Raw genomic sequence first — 22,259 nt, forward strand, 5'->3', positions numbered from 1 at the left:
GGGGCTGGATTTATTGCTAAAATGGCATAAGAAGAAAGGGGTTTTATGAAAAAAATTTCATCAAAAGTCTGGAATTCAGCAGGATAGAGAGGCGGATTGAAATGGAATTTAGCTGTGTTTTGAAACCGTATCCAGAATGCAAATACGATGAGGGCCGCGGAAGCGGCTATGCTGCTGCGCCGGGGCTGTCTTCAAATGAGGATTTGCGGGACTCATGGCCGGGGGATTATTATTCGCCGCCTGTTCCCACGCTGCTGATGGATGTGCCAAACGGCAATTACAATGTTACAGTAAAGTTAGGATTATCGGCTCAAGAGGGGATAACAGGCTTGCGGGAGGGAGTGGGACATATCAGACTGCTGCGGCAAAATACGGAAGCTGACCAGCAGGTTACGGCCTCCTTCGCTGTTCATGTTAACAACGGCCAACTGCTGCTTGCCTTGGGAGCAGGCTCTGTAATAGAGCAGGTCGAGATCAGGCGGAACGCAGAAATTCCAACACTATTTCTCGCGGGAGACTCCACTGTTACGGACCAGGCATCATCCCAATACCCGTATTCCGGCTGGGGGCAGATGCTCGGGCTTTTTTTGCGGGAGGATCTTGCTGTTGCCAATCATGCGTGTTCCGGGAGAAGCGCCAAAAGCTTTATTAAAGAGGGCCGCCTGACCAGAATTGCCAAAAAGCTGCGCAAAGGCGACTTCCTGCTGATCCAGTTCGCCCATAATGACGAAAAGGAGACAGAGGACGGGGCGGGGCCGTTTACTACCTATCCGTATTATCTGAAGCAGTATATTGAGCTTGCGAGAGAAAAGCAGGCCTATCCGGTACTGGTATCTCCGATGCACCGGCGGTTCTTCGAACCGGACGGCACTATCCGGAATACGCACGGAGATTACATTGAAGCTATGCGCCAGCTTGCCCTGCGGGAGGAGGTACCTTTCGTGGACCTGGCTGGCCTCAGCAAAGCTTATTTCGAAGAATTGGGGGAGGAGCGTACCAAGCGGGTTTTTCTGTGGGCGGAGCCCGGAGAATATCCTAACCTGCCGGAGGGCGCTGAGGATAATACCCACTTCACGGAAGCAGGAGCTGTTGAGATTGCAAGGCTGGTGATCCGGGGAATCCGTGAGGCAGGGTTTGAGCTGCTTGGCAGGCATTTTATCACGGAAGAAGAAGCTGCGGCGGTAATGAACCGGATTCTGTAAGGCTTCAGCCGGAGTGATACATGTGGTGACAGACAGTCATACATGTTTTGAGAGGTGAGCTGCGGGTTATGGAAACTTTTACGGCGCTAAAAGGGCAGTAGTTGCTGAAGCTGCCCGTCTCGGGATGAGGGTCATGCGGTGCGTGTTGCCGTGACAAACAGTCTGGCAAATTCGTACGACGGCAAGCAACGGCCATTCGGGTTAATAGGCCTGGTGCAGCTGAGGCTGGTGCGTTAGAGCTGAAAACCAGGCATATGTAAAAGTAACTTGTAAGAGTAGAAGTGTAAAAGTAGAAGAGTATGACAGTAAGAAGTGTGAGAAGTGTAGTAGTGCGTGAGGATTACGGAAGTGTAAAGGCAGGTTAGTTAAAACTAATATTATGTTCTTACAGAGTGGCGAGTGAGCGTCGGGCTACTATTTCAAGCAGCAACTTGTCTGCGGACAGGTTGCTATTTGTGCTGGCTTAAAATGTGCCAACCCAGAGTCCGTTGGGAGCATGCCACTAAAGGGAAAAATCCCACTAAATGAGCTGAAACCCCGGTCGAAGCACGTCATAAAAGGGAAAAATACCACTAAATGAGCTAAAACCCCGGCCGTAGCACGCTATTAAAGGGAAAAATCCCATTAAATGAGCCAAAACCCCGGCCGTAGCACGCTATTAAAGGGAAAAATCCCACTAAATGAGCTAAAACCCCGGCCGTAGCACGCTATTAAAGGGAAAAATCCCATTAAATGAGCTAAAACCCCGGCCGTAGCACGCTATTAAAGGGAAAAATCCCATTAAATGAGCCGAATTCCCGGTCGTAGCACGCTATTAAAGGGAAAAATCCCACTAAATGAGCCAAAACCCTGGCCGTAGCACGCTATTAAAGGGAAAAATCCCACTAAATGAGCCAAAACCCCGGCCGTAGCACGCTATTAAAGGGAGAAATCCCATTAAATGAGCCAAAACCCCGGCCGTAGCACGCTATTAAAGGGAAAAATCCCATTAAATGAGCCGAATTCCCGGTCGTAGCACGCTATTAAAGGGAAAAATCCCACTAAATGCGAGCCGGACCATTGGTCTGCCTCGACCCTAGCCCGGATCACTCCCCTGCCCGCACGCTAACGCGATACTGGCGGGGGGCCATGCCGATCTTCCGCTTGAACAGCTGGTGGAAAAATTTCAGATCGGCATAGCCGACGGCTGCAGCGATCTCGGCTACGCTGCGGCTGGTGTCCGCAAGCAGCCGGCAGGCGGCATCCATGCGGATATTATGCAGATAGCCGGTGAAGCTCATGCCGGTCTGGTGCCGGAAAAGCCGGCTGAACTGGCGCTGGCTGAGGTTAGCTGCGGCGGCAAGCCCGCTTAGGGTCAGTCCGCCGGCATAATTGCTTTTTATATAGGCGATTGCTTCTTCGACCGCCACCGATTGCGGCCTGGCTCCGGCAGAGGTGCCGCTCTGCAGCTGCTGCCTGTAAAGGCCGGTCAGGATCCGCACGATGAGTGCAGCCATTACAGCCAAATACCCCGGCGGTCTGGCCGAGAATTCGCTGTACAGCTCCTGAAAGAGCAGATGGTAGGCGCCGGCGGAATCTTTTATGGAGAACCAGTCTGCATGTTCATCTGCGAAACAATCACATATATCCCCAGCCTGCGGAAAAGCATCCCGGAGCCCGGACACATAAGTCACCGGAAACAGGCAGTTATACACAATCAGCGGACGGTCCTTCTTGGTTGTTCTGGGCCGGAACACGTGGCTGCGTCCGACGGGAATAAAGAACAGGGTGCCATGCTCCACCGGCAGCGCCTCATCATCAATATAGTGAACCCCCGAGCCTTCACTGACATACGTAATCTCGACGAACTCATGGGAGTGCTCGTGCAGCTCGAAATTTTCGTAAGCACGGTTCACATAGACGGGAGTATCCGGTCCAAAAAATTCCTCGCCCGACATGACGAAGCTGCTGCGTCTAACCGTCATTTATAGGCCACCCCTTTACAAAGTTGTTCACCTGATTTCATCCTACGCATTCAGGCTGTGAATGTCCAGATACCCCTATAATAATGTCCGGAACAGCCCCCATAAGCCAGTAGTCTGCCCCGTACAATAGACGTAGAAATGCCGGAAACGGAAGAAACAGGAACGGGACCGGTCTGAGGACTACATCTTATTTTTAAGGAGCGGCTTAAATGAATGAATGTAAAGTGTTAAACCTGGCGGTGAACTACAGAACAAATCCCCTGGGAACCGATGATCCAAGCCCGCGGCTCAGCTGGCAGACCCGTGCAGACACAAGAGGCTTCCTGCAGTCCGCTTATCAAATTCAAGTAGGCCGGAATCCGTCCTTTGCAGCAGAAGAAGAGCTCGAATGGGATACCGGAAAAGTTACATCAGATTCCAGTGTGCACATAGACTACCAGGGGAAGACCCTGCTTCCGCGCACCCGCTATTCCTTCAGAGTCCGGGTATGGGATTCAGGGGATAACGTCTCAGCCTGGAGCGGACCGGCACACTGGGAAACCGCACTGCTCTCACAGCAAAATTGGCAGGCAAGCTGGATAACGGCATCATCTTCCGGGCAGTCCGCACAGAGCAGCAACGACCCGTGTGATTACTTCCGGACAGAATTTGAGCTTCCCGCCGGGACAGTCTCAGCACGGATCTATGCAACTTCTCTCGGCTTATACCGCATATATGTAAACGGTTCACCGGCGGATGACACGCTCTTCAATCCCGGCTGGACGAGCTACAACAAACGGCTGCAGTACCAGACCTATGATGTGACACAGATGCTCACAGCAGGCAGTAATGCGCTGGGCTGTATTGCCGGCAACGGTTGGTATAAAGGGTTTTTGTCCTGGGACGGAAGCAAAAACCATTACGGCGAACAGCGTGCTGTACTTATTCAGCTGCATATTACGCTTGCCGACGGGACCGAACAGGTCATTGTCACAGACGGCAGCTGGCGGACTTCATCCGGCCCGCTGCTGATGTCAGAGCTGTATCACGGCGAGACCTATGATGCGCGGCTTGAGCTGGACGGATGGTTTTCTCCGGGCTTTGCGGATCAGAAGTGGAAGCCTGCGGCCCTCACGGATGCTCCGCCTCCGCTGCTGGTCGCCCAGGAGAATGAGCCGTCCCGGATTGTTGAGACTATCGAGCCGATCGCAGTCATAAGCACACCGGACGGCGGTACTGTACTGGATATGGGCCAGAATATGGTCGGCTGGGTCAGATTTACGGTGAATGCTGAAGCCGGAACAGAAATTATACTGCAGCATGCCGAGGTGCTGGACCGGGACGGCAATTTTTATACGGGGAATTTGCGTTCCGCGCAGCAGACGGTGACATATATCTGCCGGGGCGGAGGCCCCGAGACCTTTGAGCCGCATTTTACCTTCCAGGGCTTCCGCTATGTGCAAGTAACAGGTGTGCCGCACGATCAGCTATTGGAACCATTCACCGGCTGCGTTATTCATTCAGACCTGGAGCATACCGGCAGCTTCAGCTGCTCGGATGAGCTGGTGAACCAGCTGCAGCATAACATTTTGTGGGGGCAAAAAGGGAACTTCCTCGATGTTCCGACCGACTGCCCGCAGCGTGACGAAAGGCTCGGCTGGACAGGGGATGCCCAGGTGTTCATCCGGACGGCTGCTTTTAATATGAATGTGGTGCCTTTTTTCGAAAAATGGTTAAGAGACCTGGCTGCGGACCAGGAGGCGGACGGCCGAGTGCCGCATGTCATTCCTGACATTCCAACAGCAGGGTACGGTTCTTCGGCCTGGGGGGATGCCGCCGTCATTTGTCCCTGGACGCTTTACCAATGCTACGGAGACGTCCGCATCCTGAAGGAGCAGTATCCGAGCATGAAAGCTTGGGTCGAATACATCCGGGCCCAGGGTGAGCATGAATTTCTGTGGAATACCGGCCATCACTTCGGCGACTGGCTGGGTCTCGATGCCAAGGAGAACAGTTATATCGGGGCAACGCCGAAGGATCTGATTGCGACCGCTTTTTTTGCCTATTCAACAGAGCTTCTGGTCAAAACTGCAGAGATCATCGGACAGCAAGAGGAAGCCGGGAAATACCGCGAGCTGCACAGCAATATTATCCGCGCTTTCCGGGAAGAGTTCGTTACGCCAAGCGGACGGGTAGCCTCGCCGACACAAACGGCCTATGCTGTAGCGCTGATGTTCGATCTTTTGGAGGAAAAGGACCGTCCGCGTACGGCCGCGATGCTGGCTGATCATGTAAAAGAAAACGGAACGCATCTGACGACCGGATTTGTGGGAACGCCTTATTTATGTCTTGTGCTGTCCCGCTTCGGATATACCGGGCTGGCCTATGAGCTGGTGCTGCAAAAAGAATACCCTTCCTGGCTCTATTCCGTCCTTCAGGGCGCGACAACGATCTGGGAGCACTGGGACGGAATCAAGCCGGATGGCTCCTTCTGGAGTGACGATATGAACTCTTACAACCATTATGCCTACGGGGCTGTCGGTGACTGGATGTACCGGGTTGCCGCAGGAATTGAGCTTATCGAGCCGGGCTACAAAAAAATCCGCATCCAGCCGCAGCCGGGCGGACAGCTAACTTGGGCGGAAGCCTCCTACAGCTCAGTCTACGGGGTAATCAAATCTGCCTGGAGCAAACAGCCGGATGGTACATTGGAGCTGAGTGTTGTCATCCCGGCCAATACTACGGCCGAGCTCATTCTGCCGGACGGGCAGCAGGGGGAGATTAGGGAGAGCGGGGAGGCGCTGGAGCATACAGCGGGAGTATTATCTGTGGAAAAAAATACAGCCGGCCGAAAGCTGACGCTGGGATCGGGAAGTTACCGGTTCACGGTTGCTGCGGAGCAGCAGGCTTGACAGCTGAGGTAAGTGGTTTTCATCAGAAAGCAGAGTAATAGATTGACTCTGTAAAAAGAAAAAGCGGCAGTAAAGGACGGGAAATCCAGTCCTTTACTGCCGCTTTTTTGATTGAGCCTCAGTTTCCCTTTACTAAACACGAAAGCTTCCTGCCGGGCTTTAAACTTTAATTACATTTTTGTGGAAGTTATCGTCCCTGTCGAGAGATTCAGCTGAGATCCAGGCATAGTTGAAAATACCAAGCTTCTCAGCAACCTGATAGGCACCTGGGCTCTCCATAGCGAAGATAACCTCGGGATCTTTTGTGAACAGGACCTCCAAGTCAGATGAAGAATTGCCAGCGTCTTCGACTAGTTTTTTGACTACATCCAGGTCGGAAATTTCGTCAGAAGGAGCACTTATTTCCCCTTCACCAAACATCTCAGCTAACTCCTCTTCATCGAATTCAAAATCCTCGATATCTGATTCGTCCCAGGAACAGTCAAATTTAAAAATAAGAGCAGACTGCTTGAAAATGGACAGATTCCATCCGTGGTCCTCGGCGTACACATAATGGACAAGCAGATCTTTATTGGATTCAACAATAGAGTCTGATGGTCTGAATTCATCTCCCGAGATTACGAACGTAGTCCAACGGTTGTCATCCTCAAATACATAACCCTGTTCACCTGCACGGTTGATGAGTTCAATTGCTTTTTCTTTGCTGCCCAACAAATGATAGCTTTGACTAAATTCGCTCATTTCGGTTGCTCCTCAGAATAGGATGGACATTAGGTAATATGCAGATCATTCCCCGAGTTAATAATAACTGGAGGCTTCTATCTTCTCAACTTTTCGTGTCCGTATTCAGCTACTATCAACCGTCACAACTCAAACCGCTCTTTAATTCTCAGCGCCACCTCAGCAGCAGACAGGTTTGTGTTGTTGATTCTTATATAATGTTCTCTCGTAATTTCACCCTCATGTGAATTCAGCCGGTGCTGCTCCATCGTCTGCAGCAGATTCTGCTCCGAGCGGGCGACATCCCGTTTGGTGGGTTTATGTTCAAGCCGGTGCGGGGTTTTGTTCCGTTCAAGCCGCTCCTCAAGTGCGGTCTCAAGCTCAACCAGATAGACCTCGCCGCCCCGGTCTTCGATGATTTTACAGACGGCTTCAATGTAATCCCGGTCATTCTGCAGATCAAAGGCCCATACATAGGTGAAAATCATTCCATACATCCCGCTGCCGGCAGCCGTCTCGAATATGTCCTGGCGGAACTTAGTGACGAGCTCCCACATCTCCCCGCTGAAGCCGAAAAAAGGAGCCAGCAGCTCAATCGTCATATGGTTGTGAAACAGCTTCAGTTCCGTGAGCTTTTCCAGCTCATGCCCGATCGTCATTTTACCGGATGCCTGCGGGCCAAATATAATGATCAGCTTCATGATCTAACTCCCCCTGTGAGCATATAGCTTCATCATAGCATAAGTAAAATAACCGGTCTGTACCATTTAATCGGCTCTTTATAGGGTAATGAACAGTAAGCTGGAGTGATTACACTTGAACAAGGGGGCTACAATATGCTTATTCTGAGAATTCTGGCCGGATTAGCGCTGTTCATTCTTGGGCTTCTATATATTGTGCAGAGCAAAGTGACTGTAAATATTACTACACCTAACAAGGTTGAGACCAAAAAGTATACCAAAGGCGTCCCGCTGATTTTATCCAGAATCGCCGGCGCAGCCATGATGATTATTGGCGTGCTGATCTGGGTTTTCGGGTTCCCGCATTTTTCCTGACAGATGATAGTTTTATCCAAAAGAAAGATAAGATCAGACATTCATCCGGCTGCCCGGGATTGCTAGGATTAGAAGGAACGTGCACACATCAACCGGATCAATGGAGGTCACTAAATCGTGAATATACAATTTTCTACGCCTGCCGTCTATTGGACAGAGGCGCTGCCTGCAGGAAACGGTAATCTTGGCGCAATGGTATTTGGCGGGATTGAGAAGGAACGGATTGCCCTGAATGAAGATACCTTATGGTCAGGTTATCCCCGTGAATGGAACAATCCGGGGGCAAAGGAGGTCTTGCCGGAGATAAGATCCTTAATCGCGGAAGGGCGCTATGAGGAGGCGGACCAGCTCTGCCGGAAAATGCTCGGTCCCTATACGCAGTCTTATCTGCCGCTGGGGGACCTCAATATAACAATGGAGCACGGGCAATCTGCTGAGCGGGGCAGCTACAGCCGGAAGCTGGAGCTTTCATCCGGTATGGTCAGCACGCAATACACTATTGGCGGTGTACGATATACACGCGAGGTGTTTGTGTCGTACCCTGATCAGGTCATAGCCGTAAGGATGACGGCCAGCCGGGAAGGGACGCTGAGCTTCCGCGCCAGACTGGACAGTCCGCTCCGCCATAAATTCCGGCTGGAGCAGGGGCACCTTACTATTTACGGCCATGCCCCTGAACATGTAGATCCGAATTATTACGCGTCTGCCGAACCCATCCGTTACGGGGAGCCGCAGACCTCCCGGGGGCTGCGGTTTCAGGGAAGGCTGGCGGCAAGCCATACAGGCGGAAGCCTGCACGCAGGAGCGGAGGGGCTGCATATCACGGGTGCAACCTCGGCCACCCTGTATTTCAGTGCAGCGACAAGCTTTGACCCGCTGCTCCGGGTCAGCAGTCCGGACCGGATTCCTGAGGAGGTGACGGCCCGGATCATTGAGGCCGTTAGCAGTAAGGAATACGCTGCGGTCCGGGAGGCACATCTGCAGGATCACCGCTCACTGTTTGACCGGGTGAAGCTGCACCTGGGGACAAGCAAGGCTCCTGCAGATCTGCCGACCGATCAGCGTATTGCTGAGTACGGAAGCAGTGATCCCGGGCTGGTGGAGCTGCTGTTTCATTACGGCAGATATCTGCTTATCGCCAGCTCGCGGCCGGGAACCCAGCCTGCCAACCTGCAGGGAATCTGGAACCAGGAGACCCGGGCTCCCTGGAGCTCCAATTATACGCTGAACATTAATGCGGAAATGAATTACTGGCCTGCGGAAGTGTGCAACCTGGCTGAGCTGCATGAACCGTTCATCGGCTACATCGGCAGCCTGGCCGTTAACGGCCGGAAGACGGCCGAGGTGAATTACGGCGCCAGAGGCTGGGTCGCCCATCATAATTCCGACCTGTGGGCCCAGACAGGGCCAGCCGGTGCTTATGGTGACGGCGATCCCATATGGGCGTTCTGGCCTATGGGCGCTGTGTGGCTGACACAGCATTTGTGGGAGCATTATCTTTTTAGCGGAGATGAGGTTTTCCTGCGTGAGACCGCTTATCCGGTAATGAAGGATGCGGCGCTGTTCTGTCTGGACTGGCTGATCAAAAATGAGGACGGGGAATGGATTACTGCACCGTCCACCTCACCGGAGCATAAGTTTAATGCCGGAGGGGGGCTGCATGCTGTCACTGCGGCAGCCGCAATGGATCTGTCGCTGATTGCTGAATTGTTTGATAATTGCATGGAATCGGCCAAGCTGCTGCAGACGGATGAGGAATTCGCCAGTTTACTGGGAAGTACGAAGGAACGTCTGCAGCCTCTGCGCATCGGCCGGCAGGGCAGGCTGCAGGAATGGTCAGAGGATTATCCGGAGCAGGATGTCCATCACCGCCACGTTTCCCATCTGATCGGTGTCTATCCGGGCCGGCTGATCTCGGAGAAGTCGGCTCCTGAGCTGTTCCAGGCAGCCAGAACCGCGCTGGAGATCCGGGGGGACGGCGGAACCGGCTGGAGCCTGGGCTGGAAAATCAGCCTGTGGGCCCGGTTTAAGGACGGTAACCGGGCAGAGCGGCTCATTTCCAACCTGCTGACTCTGGTCAGGGAGAATGAGACTGCCCGTAACCGGGCCGCGGAAGGCGGTGTTTACGCTAATCTGTTCGATGCCCACCCGCCGTTTCAGATTGACGGTAATTTCGCCGCCACCTCGGGCATTGCAGAAATGCTGCTCCAGTCCCATCAGGGATTCATGGAGCTGCTGCCGGCCCTGCCGGACTCCTGGCCGGAAGGCTATGTAGCGGGACTAAGGGCCAGAGGCGGCTATGAAGTGGACATAGACTGGAGCAACGGCAGCTTGTCAGGCGCGGTTATTAGAGCTTCACGCACACAAACCTGCAAAGTGCTGGCTGGCCGGAAGATTCAGATTAGAGAAGCTGGAGCCCAAGCAGAGAATCATACAGTTACTGTATCGGACGGGATTGCCGAATTCCCGGTGGAAGCCGGCAAAAGCTATACCCTTACAGTCATTAAATAGCCTGTTCAACCCAAAAAACCTCATTGTTGAGGTTTTTTGGCGTTTACCGGCAGCTGCTCCGCGCTGAAGGTCAGCCGGTAGGCGGACGGCGAGAAGCCGGTGTTTGCCTTAAATGTCCTCGATAAATAGGAAATATCGGGTATTCCTACCCGGTCACCGATTTCCGCCAGCAGAAGATTCGTGGTCACAAGCAGCAGCTTGGCTTCCTCGAGTCTTTTTTTATTGATGTATTGGATCGGAGAGGTCCCGAACTGCCTTTTGAAGACACGGATAAAATAATTGGGCTGCAGGTGTGCAAGCTCCGCCAGCTCTTCAATGGTCAAATTCCGGTGGTAGCAGCGCTGGATATGCGTGATTACCTGCTGAAGCGGTTCAGAGACCGCTGCCGGCTTCAGCCCCTCCTGAGTTACCGCACTCTTTTCCAGATAGTAGGCTATCAGCTTGAGCATGGCGGATTTAACGAGCAGCGGCCCCGTGACCGAAGGGTCTTCATGGTATTTCAGCAATTCGCGGAATAGCTCTGCAGCCCAGCCGTCATGCTCCGCATTGATCCATAGCGGCGTCTGCAGCAGATCAAACAGATTACGCTCCCCGATCCGTGCCGTAAAATGGCACCAGTACTTCGTGTACCTGGGACCGGAGGTATAAGAGAAGGACTGCTCGACGCCCTGCGGCATCAGGAACCATTCCCCGGGCCGGGGAGTGTACTCCGTATCACCGATTTTCAGCCAGCCTTCGCCGTCGCAGATCAGGTAAAACTTATTATAGTCAGGTGTATAATCCAGCTCCCGCCAGTCTGTCCACACCTGATTGTACCCTGCGGCCGTTACTCGCACCTCCAGGTTTTCCATGTACATCCGGGTTAATTGCTGATAGTTCACATCTATACTCTCCGTTCCTAAGCAGTAGGTATCATGTCTTCTTTTATTATGATTTTAGCATGCAGCGCCGGAATCCAGCCATTATTTGCAGAATAGGAAGAAAGTCCTTAAACTTTATTAAATCCAATATTTACAAAGCGGGCTGGTCAGCGTACAGTTCTGTTAGGGATTGTTTTATTTAGGTTAAGCGCTTAAGCTATTTTCACGCCAGGATATTCGCTTCTATTCCTATAAATCAGGGTACAGGTTCTTAGGAGATTTTATAAAGGAGGATAGTAGTAATGGTATACAGTGAAGATGAGTTACGTGCATCGTTGATTTGTGCAGTTCCCATCATTCTTGACAGGCATTATCAGTCCATGATTATGAAAAATAACGAGTTTGCCTGGTTTATTGAAACACATAAGGAGTTGCTGGATTCAAGCTTTACTAAAATTTTATTACATATAGTAGAGGCCCTGTACATGAATGCTGAAGATTATGAGAGATATATGGATACGCTGAACCGGGAGGGTAAACAGCAGGGGATATACATTGCAGACATATTTGGTGAACACTTTGATATTATGCTGGAGATGAGCAAGGATCTGAATCTGACAGCCCAGAACATTATGTTCCGGATTATCGAGGACCAGGTAGATGATTCAGAGAACAGGCTGCATTTCAACGGACGTCTGATGGAATGCAACTGGGTCCGGTTTACCGGCTTCGCCCGAGGTTATTTATCAAATAAAAATGAGGTAATTGACAGCCTGCATGAACAAAAGATTGCCGTAATGGGTCAGATGGCAGCCGGAATGGCGCATGAAATTCGTAACCCGCTCGCTTCTATTAAAGGCTTCGCCCAGCTTGTGAACAACCGGCTGAAGGAGCCGGAGATTAAGGCGGCAGAATTGCGTACTTACCTGGATATCACGATTAAAGAGATAGATAACCTTAACAAGCTGGTTACAGATTTTCTGGTTCTCTCCCGTAAGGGGGAAAGCGTGAAGGAAAGCGGCGAAATTTTCAACGTGATCGAGGTTATCCATAGAGTGAATAATATCGTGAACCAGCTTATCCTTAGTGATAATATTATTCTAAATGTGGATTGTTCTGCAGAGCAGGTACTGACACTGGGAAGCGCTTCTCAGCTGGAACAGGTCTTTCTGAATATTTTTAAGAACAGCATCGATGCTTTCACAGCTTTCAGTGGCAGAATTGATGTTACCATTACGACCCGGGCGGAGACAAACGAAATTATTCTGATTTTTGCCGATAATGGTGCGGGGATTCCGAAGGATAGGCTAAACCGGATTTTTGATCCTTTCTTTACCACAAAGCAGAAGGGAACGGGTATCGGATTGTCGATCTGCAAACAGCTGATAGAAATGTACGGAGGGACGATCCGGGTAGATTCCGAGGTTCAGGTGGGAACCAGCGTTACGGTCACTCTGCCTTGGGTATGCGATGCGGTGTGTGTAGGCGATGGGATTTAGCAATCGGTAAAGCAGGGGACCTGTCCGGGCGGCAGGTCTTTTTTTGTTGCAGGAGCAGGCAGATAAGGGAGAAGCGGCAAGGGGAAGAAGGACGAAGATATGATTCGCTAACGGACCGTATGTGTTTATTGCTTTCAAAATCAGTACGATTAGGCACTTAATGTTCTAAGCTGAGGATGCAAATTAGGTTAATATATATATTAACTAAATAGGGAGCCCAAGTCCCGCTTAAATATATATAATCATATAATTCAGCAATAATGGATTGACTCATCACGGATCATCTGCCTATAATACTTTTATAATTATGAATGTATTAATAAATATGTTAACTAAATAAACGTTTGTGCAGAGAGGACCAAAACCAATGGATAACCAGACCAAGCTGAAGGTGTATGCGCAAAAAGCGGAAGCGCCGCTGGGCGATTTGTTCGGCATTTTCTTTGAAGACCTCAATCATGCAGCCGACGGTGGATTGTATGCTGAGCTGGTTCAGAACCGCTCGTTTGAGTTTGACCCGATTGATCATCCAACTTACCATTCCCTGACTGCCTGGGAAAAGGTGGAGTGGGGCGGCGGGCGTGCGGAGCTGCGTGTAGAGAGCGAATCCCCGTTCCATCCCAAAAACCCGCATTATGCGGTAATTGAAATCGCTGAGCCGGGAGACGGTGTAGGCTTGTCCAATGTCGGCTTCAATACAGGTATTCCGGTTAAGGACGGCGGGAATTACCTGTTCTCAGTGTATGCGCGGCGCAGTGACAGCTTTGACACTCCGGTACGTGTCCTGATCGAAGACAGCAATGGAGCGGTATGTGCTTCAGCGGAGCTGAACGTCGGGTCAACGCAGTGGCAGAAATACGAAGCGGTGCTTACCGCCGGCTGCACCGACAATGCCTGCAGGCTGGTCATTCTGACCGGCGGGCAAGGCAGACTGGAGCTTGATCTGGTATCCCTGTTCCCTGAGCAGACTTATCTCGGCCGCCGCAACGGGCTGCGCGAGGATATTGCTGTGCTGCTGGCTGATATGAAGCCGAAATTTATGCGCTTTCCCGGCGGCTGTCTCGTGCATGACGGGTCTCTGAACCCGGATGACCGGAATTCCATGTACCGCTGGAAGAATACCATCGGTGAGCTTGCCGAACGTCCGGCGAGACGGAATAACTGGCAGTACAATCAGACACTGGGCCTCGGCTACTATGAATATTTCCAGTTCTGCGAAGACATCGGGGCCAAGGCGATTCCCGTATTGCCCGGCGGATATGATCCGCACCACAAGCGGATCGTGCCTATCGACGAGCTGGGACCGTGGATTCAGGATGCGCTTGATCTGATTGAATTCGCTACCGGTGATGCTTCGACAGAGTGGGGCGGAATCCGCAGCTCGCTCGGCCATCCCGAGCCGTTCGGGCTGGAATATATTGCGATCGGCAACGAGGAGGTTGGCGAGCCGTTTTTTGAACGGTATCCGTATTTCCATAAGGCGATCAAGGAGCAGTATCCTGATATCCAAGTCATTAACAGCAGCGGCCCGTTTGCTGCCGGCGGCGAATACGAGCGGGGCTGGGCCTCGGCAAGGGAACACGGCTCGGACCTGGTAGACGAGCATTACTACCAGTCGCCGGAATGGTTCCTGGCTAATATGGACCGCTACGACAAGTTCAAGGCTGATGAGCCTAAGGTGTTTCTGGGTGAATACGCTTCCTGGGGCAATACCTACTACAACGCCCTAGTGGAAGCTGCATTCATGACCCGTCTGGAGCATAATGCCCATGCAGTCGGTCTGGCCTGCTATGCGCCGATGCTGTGCAATGTCGACTATGTGAACTGGAAGCCGGATATGATCTGGTTCAATAACCATGAGGTGTTCGGTACGCCGAACTATTATGTACAGAAGCTGTTTATGAACCATCACGGAGACCGGCTGCTGCAGATTGCTGCCGAGAATCTCCCGGAGAAGCCGCAGGCTGCAGAAGAGCCGGTGAGCGGAAAGATTGTGCTGGCTGCTGAGAAGTCGGCTGCCTCTTACCGCAACATTACACTCACGAACAACCTTACAGGTGAGCAGAAGGTGATCGCAGACCCTGTGGAACTTGACGATACAGAAAGCACTGTCAGCAAGGAAGAAGGACAGCGTTCCTTCCTGCTGGAGGATACGGACTGGAGTGACTATACGCTCAAATTAACGGCCCGCAAAACAGGCGGCGTCCGTGCCTTCCTGATCTTCTTCGGGATGCAGGACGGAAAAAACCGGCTGAATTGGGAGCTTGGCGGCTGGCAGAACCAGGACAGCACGCTTAGTGCGGTCGTTAACGGACGGAGCTCCTGCCTGACTCAGAGCCTGTTCACTGTAGAGAATGATACCGATTATGAGCTGGAGCTGCATATTTCCGGCCGCCGGATTACGGCGTCGATTAACGGTGTTGTAATCAACTCGGCGGAGGACCGTCAGCCGGACATTCAGCCGCTGTATTATACAGCAAGCCTGGAGGATGCAACCGGAGATGTGATCGTCAAAGCGGTAAATGTTCTGGATACACCGCTTACTGTTGCAGTAGAGCTGCAGGAGCTGGACGCTGTGTCGTATCAGGCTGAAGTACACGAGCTGTCGGGCATTGAGCTGGATGCCGAGAACAGCTTTGAAGAGCCGCTGAAGATAAGCCCGTCCAGCCGGACTATTGCTTTTGAGGGCAGCAGCTTTGCTTATGAATTCCCGGGACATTCCGTAACTGTATTCAGAATCCGCAAGGCTTAGGCAGAGTGGAATGATCTTTTATCCATAACATTATCCATATTTCCGCAAGGAGGGCTTATCTTGTCAGAATCACAATCACCCTATTCAGGTTATCTGTTAGTCCACTTTATCGGGGAGCAGCCTGACGGCGAACAGGTCTACTTCTCTTACAGCGAGAACGGCCTGCACTGGAAGGATCTGAACGGCGGCTTGCCGGTTCTGTGCTCAGAGCTGGGGGAAAAGGGCGCCAGAGATCCCTTTATCGTCCGTTCGCCGAAGGAAGGCAAATTCTATCTGATCGCCACCGATCTGCGCATTGCCAGCGGCAAGGGCTGGAGTGCGGCCGTAGAGGAAGGAAGCCGTGATATTATCGTCTGGGAATCACCCGATCTGGTGAACTGGTCAGAGCCTTGGCCGGTTACTGTCGGGGTAGAAGGAGCCGGCTGTGTCTGGGCTCCAGAAGCTATATACGATGAGGCTGCAGACGAATTTCTTGTATTCTGGGCTTCGGCTACACAGGAGCAGCATGAAGACGCCCGGAAGCACAAAATCTACAGCGCACGCACGAAGGATTTCCGCAGCTTTACACCAGCAGAGAAATACATTGAGCGCGACAATCATATTATTGATACGACGATTATTGAGGCCGGCGGCAAATATTACCGTTATTCCAAAGATGAGACAACGAAGAATATCCGGGTGGAGGAAGGCGCGTCGCTGGACAAGGATGCCTTCAGCTATGTAAATGCTCCGGTTCTGGAAGACATTATGGGCGTGGAAGGCCCGGAAATCTTCAAGCTGAACGGCCGTGATGAGTGGTGCCTGATTGTAGACCGCTATGCGGAGGGAAAAGGCTATCTGCCGCTCCTGACCTCAGACCTCAGCAGCGGACAGTTCCGGGTGCTTGAGGACGGCGAGTTCGACCTTGGCAGAACTAAAAAGCGTCACGGCGGCGTGCTGCCGATCACCTTTGAAGAATCCAGCCTGCTGCTGCAGGCATTCGGGGACGGCCACCAGGTGCTGCCCGGACAATTCGCTGATCCGGATCTGGCCAAGTTCGGCGGTAAGTACTACCTGTATCCGACAACAGACGGCTTCACGGGCTGGTCGGGAACGCAGTTCCATGTCTTCTCATCAGATGATCTGCAGCTGTGGAAGGACGAAGGTGTCATTCTTGATCTGGCGACCGATGATGTGCCGTGGGCAGTCAGCAGCGCCTGGGCTCCGTGCATCGCGACCAAGGACGGCCGCTACTACTACTATTTCTGCGGCAAAAAGCCGGACGGGGACAGCGCCATCGGCGTGGCCGTTGCCGATACGCCAATAGGTCCGTTCACCGCGCAGCCGGAGCCGCTGATTACACTGGAGCAGATCAGCCGCCTCGGGCTGGTAATGGGACAGGCGATTGACCCGTCCGTCTATGTCGAGGAAGACGGGAAGATTTATCTGCTGTTCGGAAACAGTCATGCCGCGATCGTTGAACTGGGTGAGGATATGGTTTCGGTGGTTGAAGACACCATGCGGAATCTGGAAGGGCTGCACGACTTCCGGGAAGCAGTCACCGTACTCAAACGGGACGGACTGTATCACTTCACCTGGTCCTGCGATGATACCGGCAGCGAGGAATACCATGTGAACTACGGAACGGCAGAGCAGCTGTACGGGCCGGTTAACTTCCTGTATACCGTACTCAACAATAATAAAGACAAGGATATGCTCGGTACCGCCCATCATTCCATCATGCTGGACCCGGATACCGGACAGTATTGGATTGCTTATCACCGGTTCGTTACACCGCTGACCCGGTTCAGCGACTATAAAGGCATTCACCGTGAAACCTGCATCGCTCCGTTAAGCTTTGGTGAGGACGGTCGGATGCAGCCGGTGAAGCTGTAGAAGCAGATATTCAGGAGGCTGATTAGAGATGAAAGAAACCATTACCAATCCATTAGTCCTGCAGCGGGCAGATCCCTGTATTTACCGCCACAGCGACGGCTATTATTATTTTACTGCTTCGGTTCCCGAGTACGACCGGATTGAGCTGCGGAGAGCGCGGACGCTCGGGGAGCTTGCCTGCAGCGAGCCGGTTGTCATCTGGATCAAGCATGTCACCGGCATTATGAGCGGTTATGTATGGGCGCCGGAGATTCATTACATCGGCGGTAAATGGTATGTCTATTTCTCCGCAGGCAGTGATGATGCGCCTTTTGCACAGCGTCTTTATGTACTGGAGAACGGATCAGACAATCCGCTGGAGGGAAGCTGGGAAGAGAAGGGGCGGATTTATACTGCCTGGGATACCTTCTCGCTAGATGCTACAACCTTTGAGCATGAAGGGGCACAGTATCTGGTATGGGCCCAGGAGGACCCTTCGGTCCAGGGCAATTCCAGCCTGTTCATCTCGAAGATGGCCAACCCGTGGACGCTGGAAGGCGGACAGACGGTACTTACCCGTCCGGAATATGACTGGGAAATCATCGGCTACCGGGTCAATGAGGGAGCAGCGGTTCTCAAAAAGAACGGGAAAATCTTCTTAACGTATTCAGCCAGTGCCACCAACCATAATTACTGTATGGGGATGCTCACGGCAGCAGCTGACAGTGATCTGCTGGACGCCGGCTCGTGGACCAAAGCTGCGGTTCCTGTCTTTACATCAAGCGAGGAGACAGGCCAGTATGGACCGGGGCATAACAGCTTCACGGTATCGGCTGACGGCTCGCAGGAGCTGATTGTCTATCATGCGAGAAATTATAAAGAAATCACGGGTGATCCGTTGTTTGATCCAAATCGCCATACCCGCGTACAGCCGGTAGAGTGGGATAAGCAGGGTCAGCCGGTATTCGGACTGCCGGTGCCTGACGGTAAAGAACTGCTGCTCTAAATAAAACATGTAAACCTACCGATTGTGGCAGTGGGTGCAATAAACGCCTCAAATGTAACTACCGGATCCCCTGGAGCTTAATTGATCCGGGGGTTTTTAAAATCTAAGTGTAAAGGTTAGCGTACGTTTGATACTGCTGACAAAAAAACAGGGAAGCCCTCAGCCTTAACGGCTGGAGGGCTTCCCTGTTTACTTTATAAAATAACGACTATTGCAGGTTGATAATATTGCTGATGATGACAGCAGCCTGAGCACGGTTGGCAATGCCTTTTGGCGCAAAGGTGTCGGCAGTCATGCCTTTCACAATGCCTTCCTGGGTAAGCAGCGCTACAGCGTCTTTACCGTAAGAAGCAATGCTTGCTTTATCTTTGAAGCCTGCAAGGGCGGCATCGGCATTGGTAACCGATTTGTCTTTGAATTTGGTCAAAGCATTGGCAGCGATGATTGCCATCTCTTCACGGGTGATAGAGCGGTTAGGCTCGAACTTGCCGTTGCCTACACCGTTAACCAGACCATTCGCTACACCCGCAGCCACATAGCTGTATGCCCAGTTTGTAGCTGCAACATCACTGAAGCTGGCCGAAGCGTTTTCCAGCGGAAGAGCGAATGCACGGACAATCATCGTGATGAATTCAGCACGGGTAACTTCCTTGAGCGGTGCGAAGCTGCCGTTGCCTACGCCGTTGATAATGCCTTTAGCACTTAATTCTTCGATAGCAGATGCAGCCCAGGTTACTTTACCGAGATCGGTGAAGTTGCCTGCCGGAGCTGGTGTAGCTGTCGGCTGCGGTGTTGCAGTTGGTGCAGGTGTTGCGGTTGGCGCAGGTGTTGCAGTTGCAGCCGGTGCACCTGAACCCGGACTAACCGGTTCGGATTCCAATACGCCAGGGTCCATGCCGTCAGCTTCTGTAGCTGCTGGAGCGGAAGCGTAGATTGCATTAGCCAGTAGTCTAAATTGGTTCTGCGGATGATACTTATTAAGCAGATCGTTGGCGAACAGGGTTACATGGATACTGTCTGTCTGGTAATCCAGAGCCAGTACCTGATCTTTGGCAGCATCGCTGTTCGGCCACCAGCCGGCTTTAAAGAAGTCATCACCGTTTCCGTATTTCGCCAGGATTTCTGCGCCTGCCGGAACGGAAGTAATATAAGCGGCAGATACAGTGTACAGGTATTCACTTTCTGCATATGGAGCGGTAATCAGGCTGTCCTGTGAAATGGTTGCTTTGAACAAGCCTTCATGTGCAGCAGTTCCATTCGATTTGTTGACTGGATTAGCATAATTCAGACCAGGCAGGATATTCAGAGATTTAATGCTGGTCAGCATAGGACGTCCGTAGCCGATAAACGGCTTGCCGCTGGCGATCAGGTTAGTACCGGAGTTAACCAGTACATCTGCTGCAACTGTGTCGGTAGTCACTTTAAATCCGAGGTCTGCCAGGATGTAAGAAGGTGCTCCGGCAATCGCTACATTAGCCGTTTTCAGCAGTTTACCCGTTTTATCCCCAGTTGCGTAGAACGGTACGATATCCAGCAGATATTTGGAAGCTACGGTCCGCAGGTTAGATCTGGAAACCAGGAAGCTGCCCTTTTCATAGCCGGCACCGCCGTTTTCAAGCAGGGTTACGGCCTTTTTGTTCGTAAGCAATTCGTTAACCGCTTTGATCGCGTCGTTGTTGCTGTTGCGGATCACGTAATTTTGCGAGAACGGATACTGATCCAGGTTCGTCGTCGGAATTACGATATTGCTGACTTGCGTGGTTTTACCAGTGAAGGCACCAACGCTGCGGCTGATGTAACGGTCGAATCCGCGCATATCTGCGAAGTTCTGCACGGTATCGGAATACATGGCATCGAAGTCGGATACATCCAGTCCATCATACAGGACAAGGTTGGCATAGCCGCGTTTGATCTGATGCATGTTCACGACATAGGTTCCTGCAGGATAAGTGGTGCCGTCTACAGTTACCGGCGTAGTTGTCTGTTCAACTTTTACACCGTTACGGAGCAGGTATTGCACCATTTTGTACGTTTCCAGCGCGTTCTTCTGCAGCTCGTTAGCTACAGGAAGCACATAATATTCAGGGAAGAAGTTGGTGTCTTCGGTTTCACGCTCACGGCCGATGGACTCGTAGTTAGCATTAACCAGATACGGATCAACTTCTTTGTGGTCTTCATTGTTAATACCGCGTTTGAAGATTTCAAGCTGGTTCAGGAACAGCTCTTCTTTGTTGTCCTGTACATAATTGGTAGCTGCCAGTGCTGCATAGTAGAAGGCATCCAGGGAATCCTCATTCAGCTCTGGCACTTCAATGGTATGTCCAAGTGCACCCTGGTGCATGGCATAGACAGCAGTGTATGCCGGGGAAGCATCGTCCCATCCGGTTGCATTGCCGTATTTATTTGTATACTTCGGATCTTTTTTTGCTAATCCTTCGGCTTCCAGATAAGGGATGTGATACTCGTCGTACTTGGTATTGGCGATACCTGCATTACCCATCGCATTAGCTTGTTCAAGCATATTCTCTATGACCAGGTCATATTCGATATTCGGATCATGCGGCGGCGTACAAGGCTCAATCAGGAAGCCGCTCACGAAGCCGTGCATATCCAGGAAGCTCAGCGGAGTCCACTTGGCAATCTGTGCAGTAACAGCCTGAGTTTCAGGTTGTGTCTGGTAAGAGTTGTCACGGTTCGGGTCAAGCAGGGTAGAAGTCGCACGTGTATTAAGCGCACGGCCGTCCGGATTTTCTACATAATCCAGCAGGAAAATCACATTGTCTAGCGCCTTATCGATGTTAAGGGTTACCGGAACTACATTGCCTTTATCATCTGTTGTATCATAGTTGACGATTTGCTCTGTCATCAGTGTTTCCAGGAACTTAATAATAACGTCTACGCCATTGGCTTCATCAGCATGGATGTTGTTCAGCCAGATTGGCACTTTATAATCCTTAAGCTGACCGCTCTTGATCATTTCCTGCAATTTCTCAGGATCGTTGTTCATCAGCGGCAGCGTTTCGTTCAGATATTGGTCTACGGACGCTTTGTCTTTGGCGACAATGGAGAAGTGGATCGCCCGTCCCTGTGTGGACGTTCCGATCTGCTGGTACTCCACATAACGGTTGTATTTGTTTTCTTCAGTAGTGATTCTATCAATCGCCGGTTTGATTTCATCATATGTATGATAGGAATCATACGGGTTCAGGTCCACTTGCTTCTCTACAAGCACGTCACCGGAAGGTGTTTTTGCAGTCAGGTTGTATACCCCGGCAAGATTCACATACTCTGCACGGATGCCGGTGGTGGACAGGTTGACACCAAAAGGCATATCGAAGTATACCAGAGCGGTCACCGTAGAAGCAGCGGCAGGCTCATAGGATACTTTTACAAAAGGATCTCCCGTATAAGCTCTAACATTTCGGTCATTGTTCCATTTCTTCCATTCAGTCAGCGGCTTCATTGTATCCGCGGTTTTGCCGAATGTCCAGGTAAGCTGATCTGCTGTAACACCTTCAGGCAGGGTCAGCGTAACCGGCATGGTTCTGGCATCCGTCATCGAAGCCTGGTAGACTTCTTCCGATACGGTGGCCGAAGCTTCGGTATCCGCAGGGACTGTTGTTGTCTGTGCCTGAGGCTGTACTTCGGTAACTACTGCCCCGGCATAAGCGGATGGAATGATACCGGATAATGTAAGGGTTAACGCGATTAATAAGGATAAAAATTTCTTAGTCATCATTTACCTCCCAGTGTGTTTATATGGTAATTGTCTGATAGATTGCTGCCCGGTAAGGCAGACGGAATCTGCTTATGCAGATTTATGCATCCCTCCTGTAGATTCGTACGGCAAATCTCCCATGAATATGTAATATTCACATTGCATGTGACGAATTAATATACATAAAACACACTTAATATACATATAGAAAACTATAATATAGTATT

General features: G+C 51.6%; 13 protein-coding genes. 8 read left to right on the forward strand and 5 right to left on the reverse strand.

What is annotated here, in order from left to right; translation table 11 throughout:
- The first annotated feature begins 119 nt into the window (after nt 1–119).
- Nucleotides 120–1,202 (forward strand): rhamnogalacturonan acetylesterase, encoded by a 1,083-nt coding sequence (locus NST84_RS07285; protein WP_342564940.1) that lies wholly within the window; start codon nt 120–122, stop codon nt 1,200–1,202.
- Nucleotides 1,203–2,287: 1,085 nt separating this feature from the next.
- Here NST84_RS07285 and NST84_RS07290 read toward each other — a convergent pair.
- A complete protein-coding gene (locus NST84_RS07290) occupies nt 2,288–3,166 on the reverse strand; it encodes an AraC family transcriptional regulator (RefSeq protein WP_342564941.1) in 879 nt (292 codons plus the stop codon).
- 209 nt (nt 3,167–3,375) lie between these two features.
- On the opposite strand from NST84_RS07290, the gene NST84_RS07295 reads away from it, so the two are divergent.
- Nucleotides 3,376–6,057, forward strand: a complete 2,682-nt coding sequence (locus tag NST84_RS07295) for a glycoside hydrolase family 78 protein (protein ID WP_342564942.1) — start codon at nt 3,376–3,378, stop codon at nt 6,055–6,057.
- A 159-nt stretch (nt 6,058–6,216) separates the two neighbouring features.
- Here NST84_RS07295 and NST84_RS07300 read toward each other — a convergent pair whose 3' ends face one another.
- Nucleotides 6,217–6,798, reverse strand: coding sequence for a hypothetical protein (locus NST84_RS07300; RefSeq protein WP_342564943.1), 582 nt, complete (start codon nt 6,796–6,798; stop codon nt 6,217–6,219).
- Nucleotides 6,799–6,920: 122 nt separating this feature from the next.
- A complete protein-coding gene (locus tag NST84_RS07305) occupies nt 6,921–7,478 on the reverse strand; it encodes an AAA family ATPase (protein WP_342564944.1) in 558 nt (185 codons plus the stop codon).
- A 135-nt stretch (nt 7,479–7,613) separates the two neighbouring features.
- Here NST84_RS07305 and NST84_RS07310 point away from each other — a divergent pair, with 135 nt between their 5' ends.
- A complete protein-coding gene (locus tag NST84_RS07310) occupies nt 7,614–7,832 on the forward strand; it encodes a hypothetical protein (protein WP_342564945.1) in 219 nt (72 codons plus the stop codon).
- Nucleotides 7,833–7,949: 117 nt separating this feature from the next.
- Entirely contained in the window at nt 7,950–10,343 is a 2,394-nt protein-coding gene (locus NST84_RS07315; protein ID WP_342564946.1) for a glycoside hydrolase family 95 protein, read from the forward strand.
- 20 nt (nt 10,344–10,363) lie between these two features.
- Here the strand turns inward: NST84_RS07315 and NST84_RS07320 are convergent, their stop codons facing one another.
- Nucleotides 10,364–11,224 carry an AraC family transcriptional regulator gene (locus NST84_RS07320; protein ID WP_342564947.1) on the reverse strand — a complete coding sequence of 287 codons (861 nt, stop codon included), beginning with the start codon at nt 11,222–11,224 and terminating at the stop codon, nt 10,364–10,366.
- 464 nt (nt 11,225–11,688) lie between these two features.
- On the opposite strand from NST84_RS07320, the gene NST84_RS07325 reads away from it, so the two are divergent.
- From NST84_RS07325 to NST84_RS07340, 4 genes are all read left to right on the forward strand, one after another.
- Complete coding sequence (locus NST84_RS07325; RefSeq protein WP_342564948.1) at nt 11,689–12,702, forward strand: ATP-binding protein; 1,014 nt, start codon at nt 11,689–11,691, stop codon at nt 12,700–12,702.
- 367 nt (nt 12,703–13,069) lie between these two features.
- Entirely contained in the window at nt 13,070–15,454 is a 2,385-nt protein-coding gene (locus NST84_RS07330) for an alpha-L-arabinofuranosidase C-terminal domain-containing protein (protein WP_342564949.1), read from the forward strand.
- A gap of 60 nt (nt 15,455–15,514) precedes the next feature.
- On the forward strand, nt 15,515–17,329 hold the full coding sequence (locus tag NST84_RS07335) for a family 43 glycosylhydrolase (protein WP_342564950.1): 1,815 nt from the start codon (nt 15,515–15,517) through the stop codon (nt 17,327–17,329).
- A 28-nt stretch (nt 17,330–17,357) separates the two neighbouring features.
- Entirely contained in the window at nt 17,358–18,314 is a 957-nt protein-coding gene (locus NST84_RS07340; RefSeq protein WP_342564951.1) for a family 43 glycosylhydrolase, read from the forward strand.
- Nucleotides 18,315–18,522: 208 nt separating this feature from the next.
- Here the strand turns inward: NST84_RS07340 and NST84_RS07345 are convergent, their stop codons facing one another.
- Nucleotides 18,523–22,050: a M14 family metallopeptidase gene (locus NST84_RS07345; protein WP_342564952.1), complete on the reverse strand. Its 3,528-nt coding sequence runs from the start codon at nt 22,048–22,050 to the stop codon at nt 18,523–18,525.
- Nucleotides 22,051–22,259 lie beyond the last annotated feature (209 nt).

The sequence above is a fragment of the Paenibacillus sp. FSL R7-0345 genome, assembly GCF_038595055.1.
Taxonomy (GTDB): domain Bacteria; phylum Bacillota; class Bacilli; order Paenibacillales; family Paenibacillaceae; genus Paenibacillus_AQ.

Coding starts and splice junctions, on each gene's coding strand:
- NST84_RS07290 (WP_342564941.1), bottom strand. CDS start 3,166: ATGACGGTTAGACGCAGCAGCTTCGTCATGTCGGGCGAGGAATTTTTT.
- NST84_RS07295 (WP_342564942.1), top strand. CDS start 3,376: ATGAATGAATGTAAAGTGTTAAACCTGGCGGTGAACTACAGAACAAAT.
- NST84_RS07300 (WP_342564943.1), bottom strand. CDS start 6,798: ATGAGCGAATTTAGTCAAAGCTATCATTTGTTGGGCAGCAAAGAAAAA.
- NST84_RS07305 (WP_342564944.1), bottom strand. CDS start 7,478: ATGAAGCTGATCATTATATTTGGCCCGCAGGCATCCGGTAAAATGACG.
- NST84_RS07310 (WP_342564945.1), top strand. CDS start 7,614: ATGCTTATTCTGAGAATTCTGGCCGGATTAGCGCTGTTCATTCTTGGG.
- NST84_RS07325 (WP_342564948.1), top strand. CDS start 11,689: ATGAATGCTGAAGATTATGAGAGATATATGGATACGCTGAACCGGGAG.
- NST84_RS07330 (WP_342564949.1), top strand. CDS start 13,070: ATGGATAACCAGACCAAGCTGAAGGTGTATGCGCAAAAAGCGGAAGCG.
- NST84_RS07340 (WP_342564951.1), top strand. CDS start 17,358: ATGAAAGAAACCATTACCAATCCATTAGTCCTGCAGCGGGCAGATCCC.
- NST84_RS07345 (WP_342564952.1), bottom strand. CDS start 22,050: ATGACTAAGAAATTTTTATCCTTATTAATCGCGTTAACCCTTACATTA.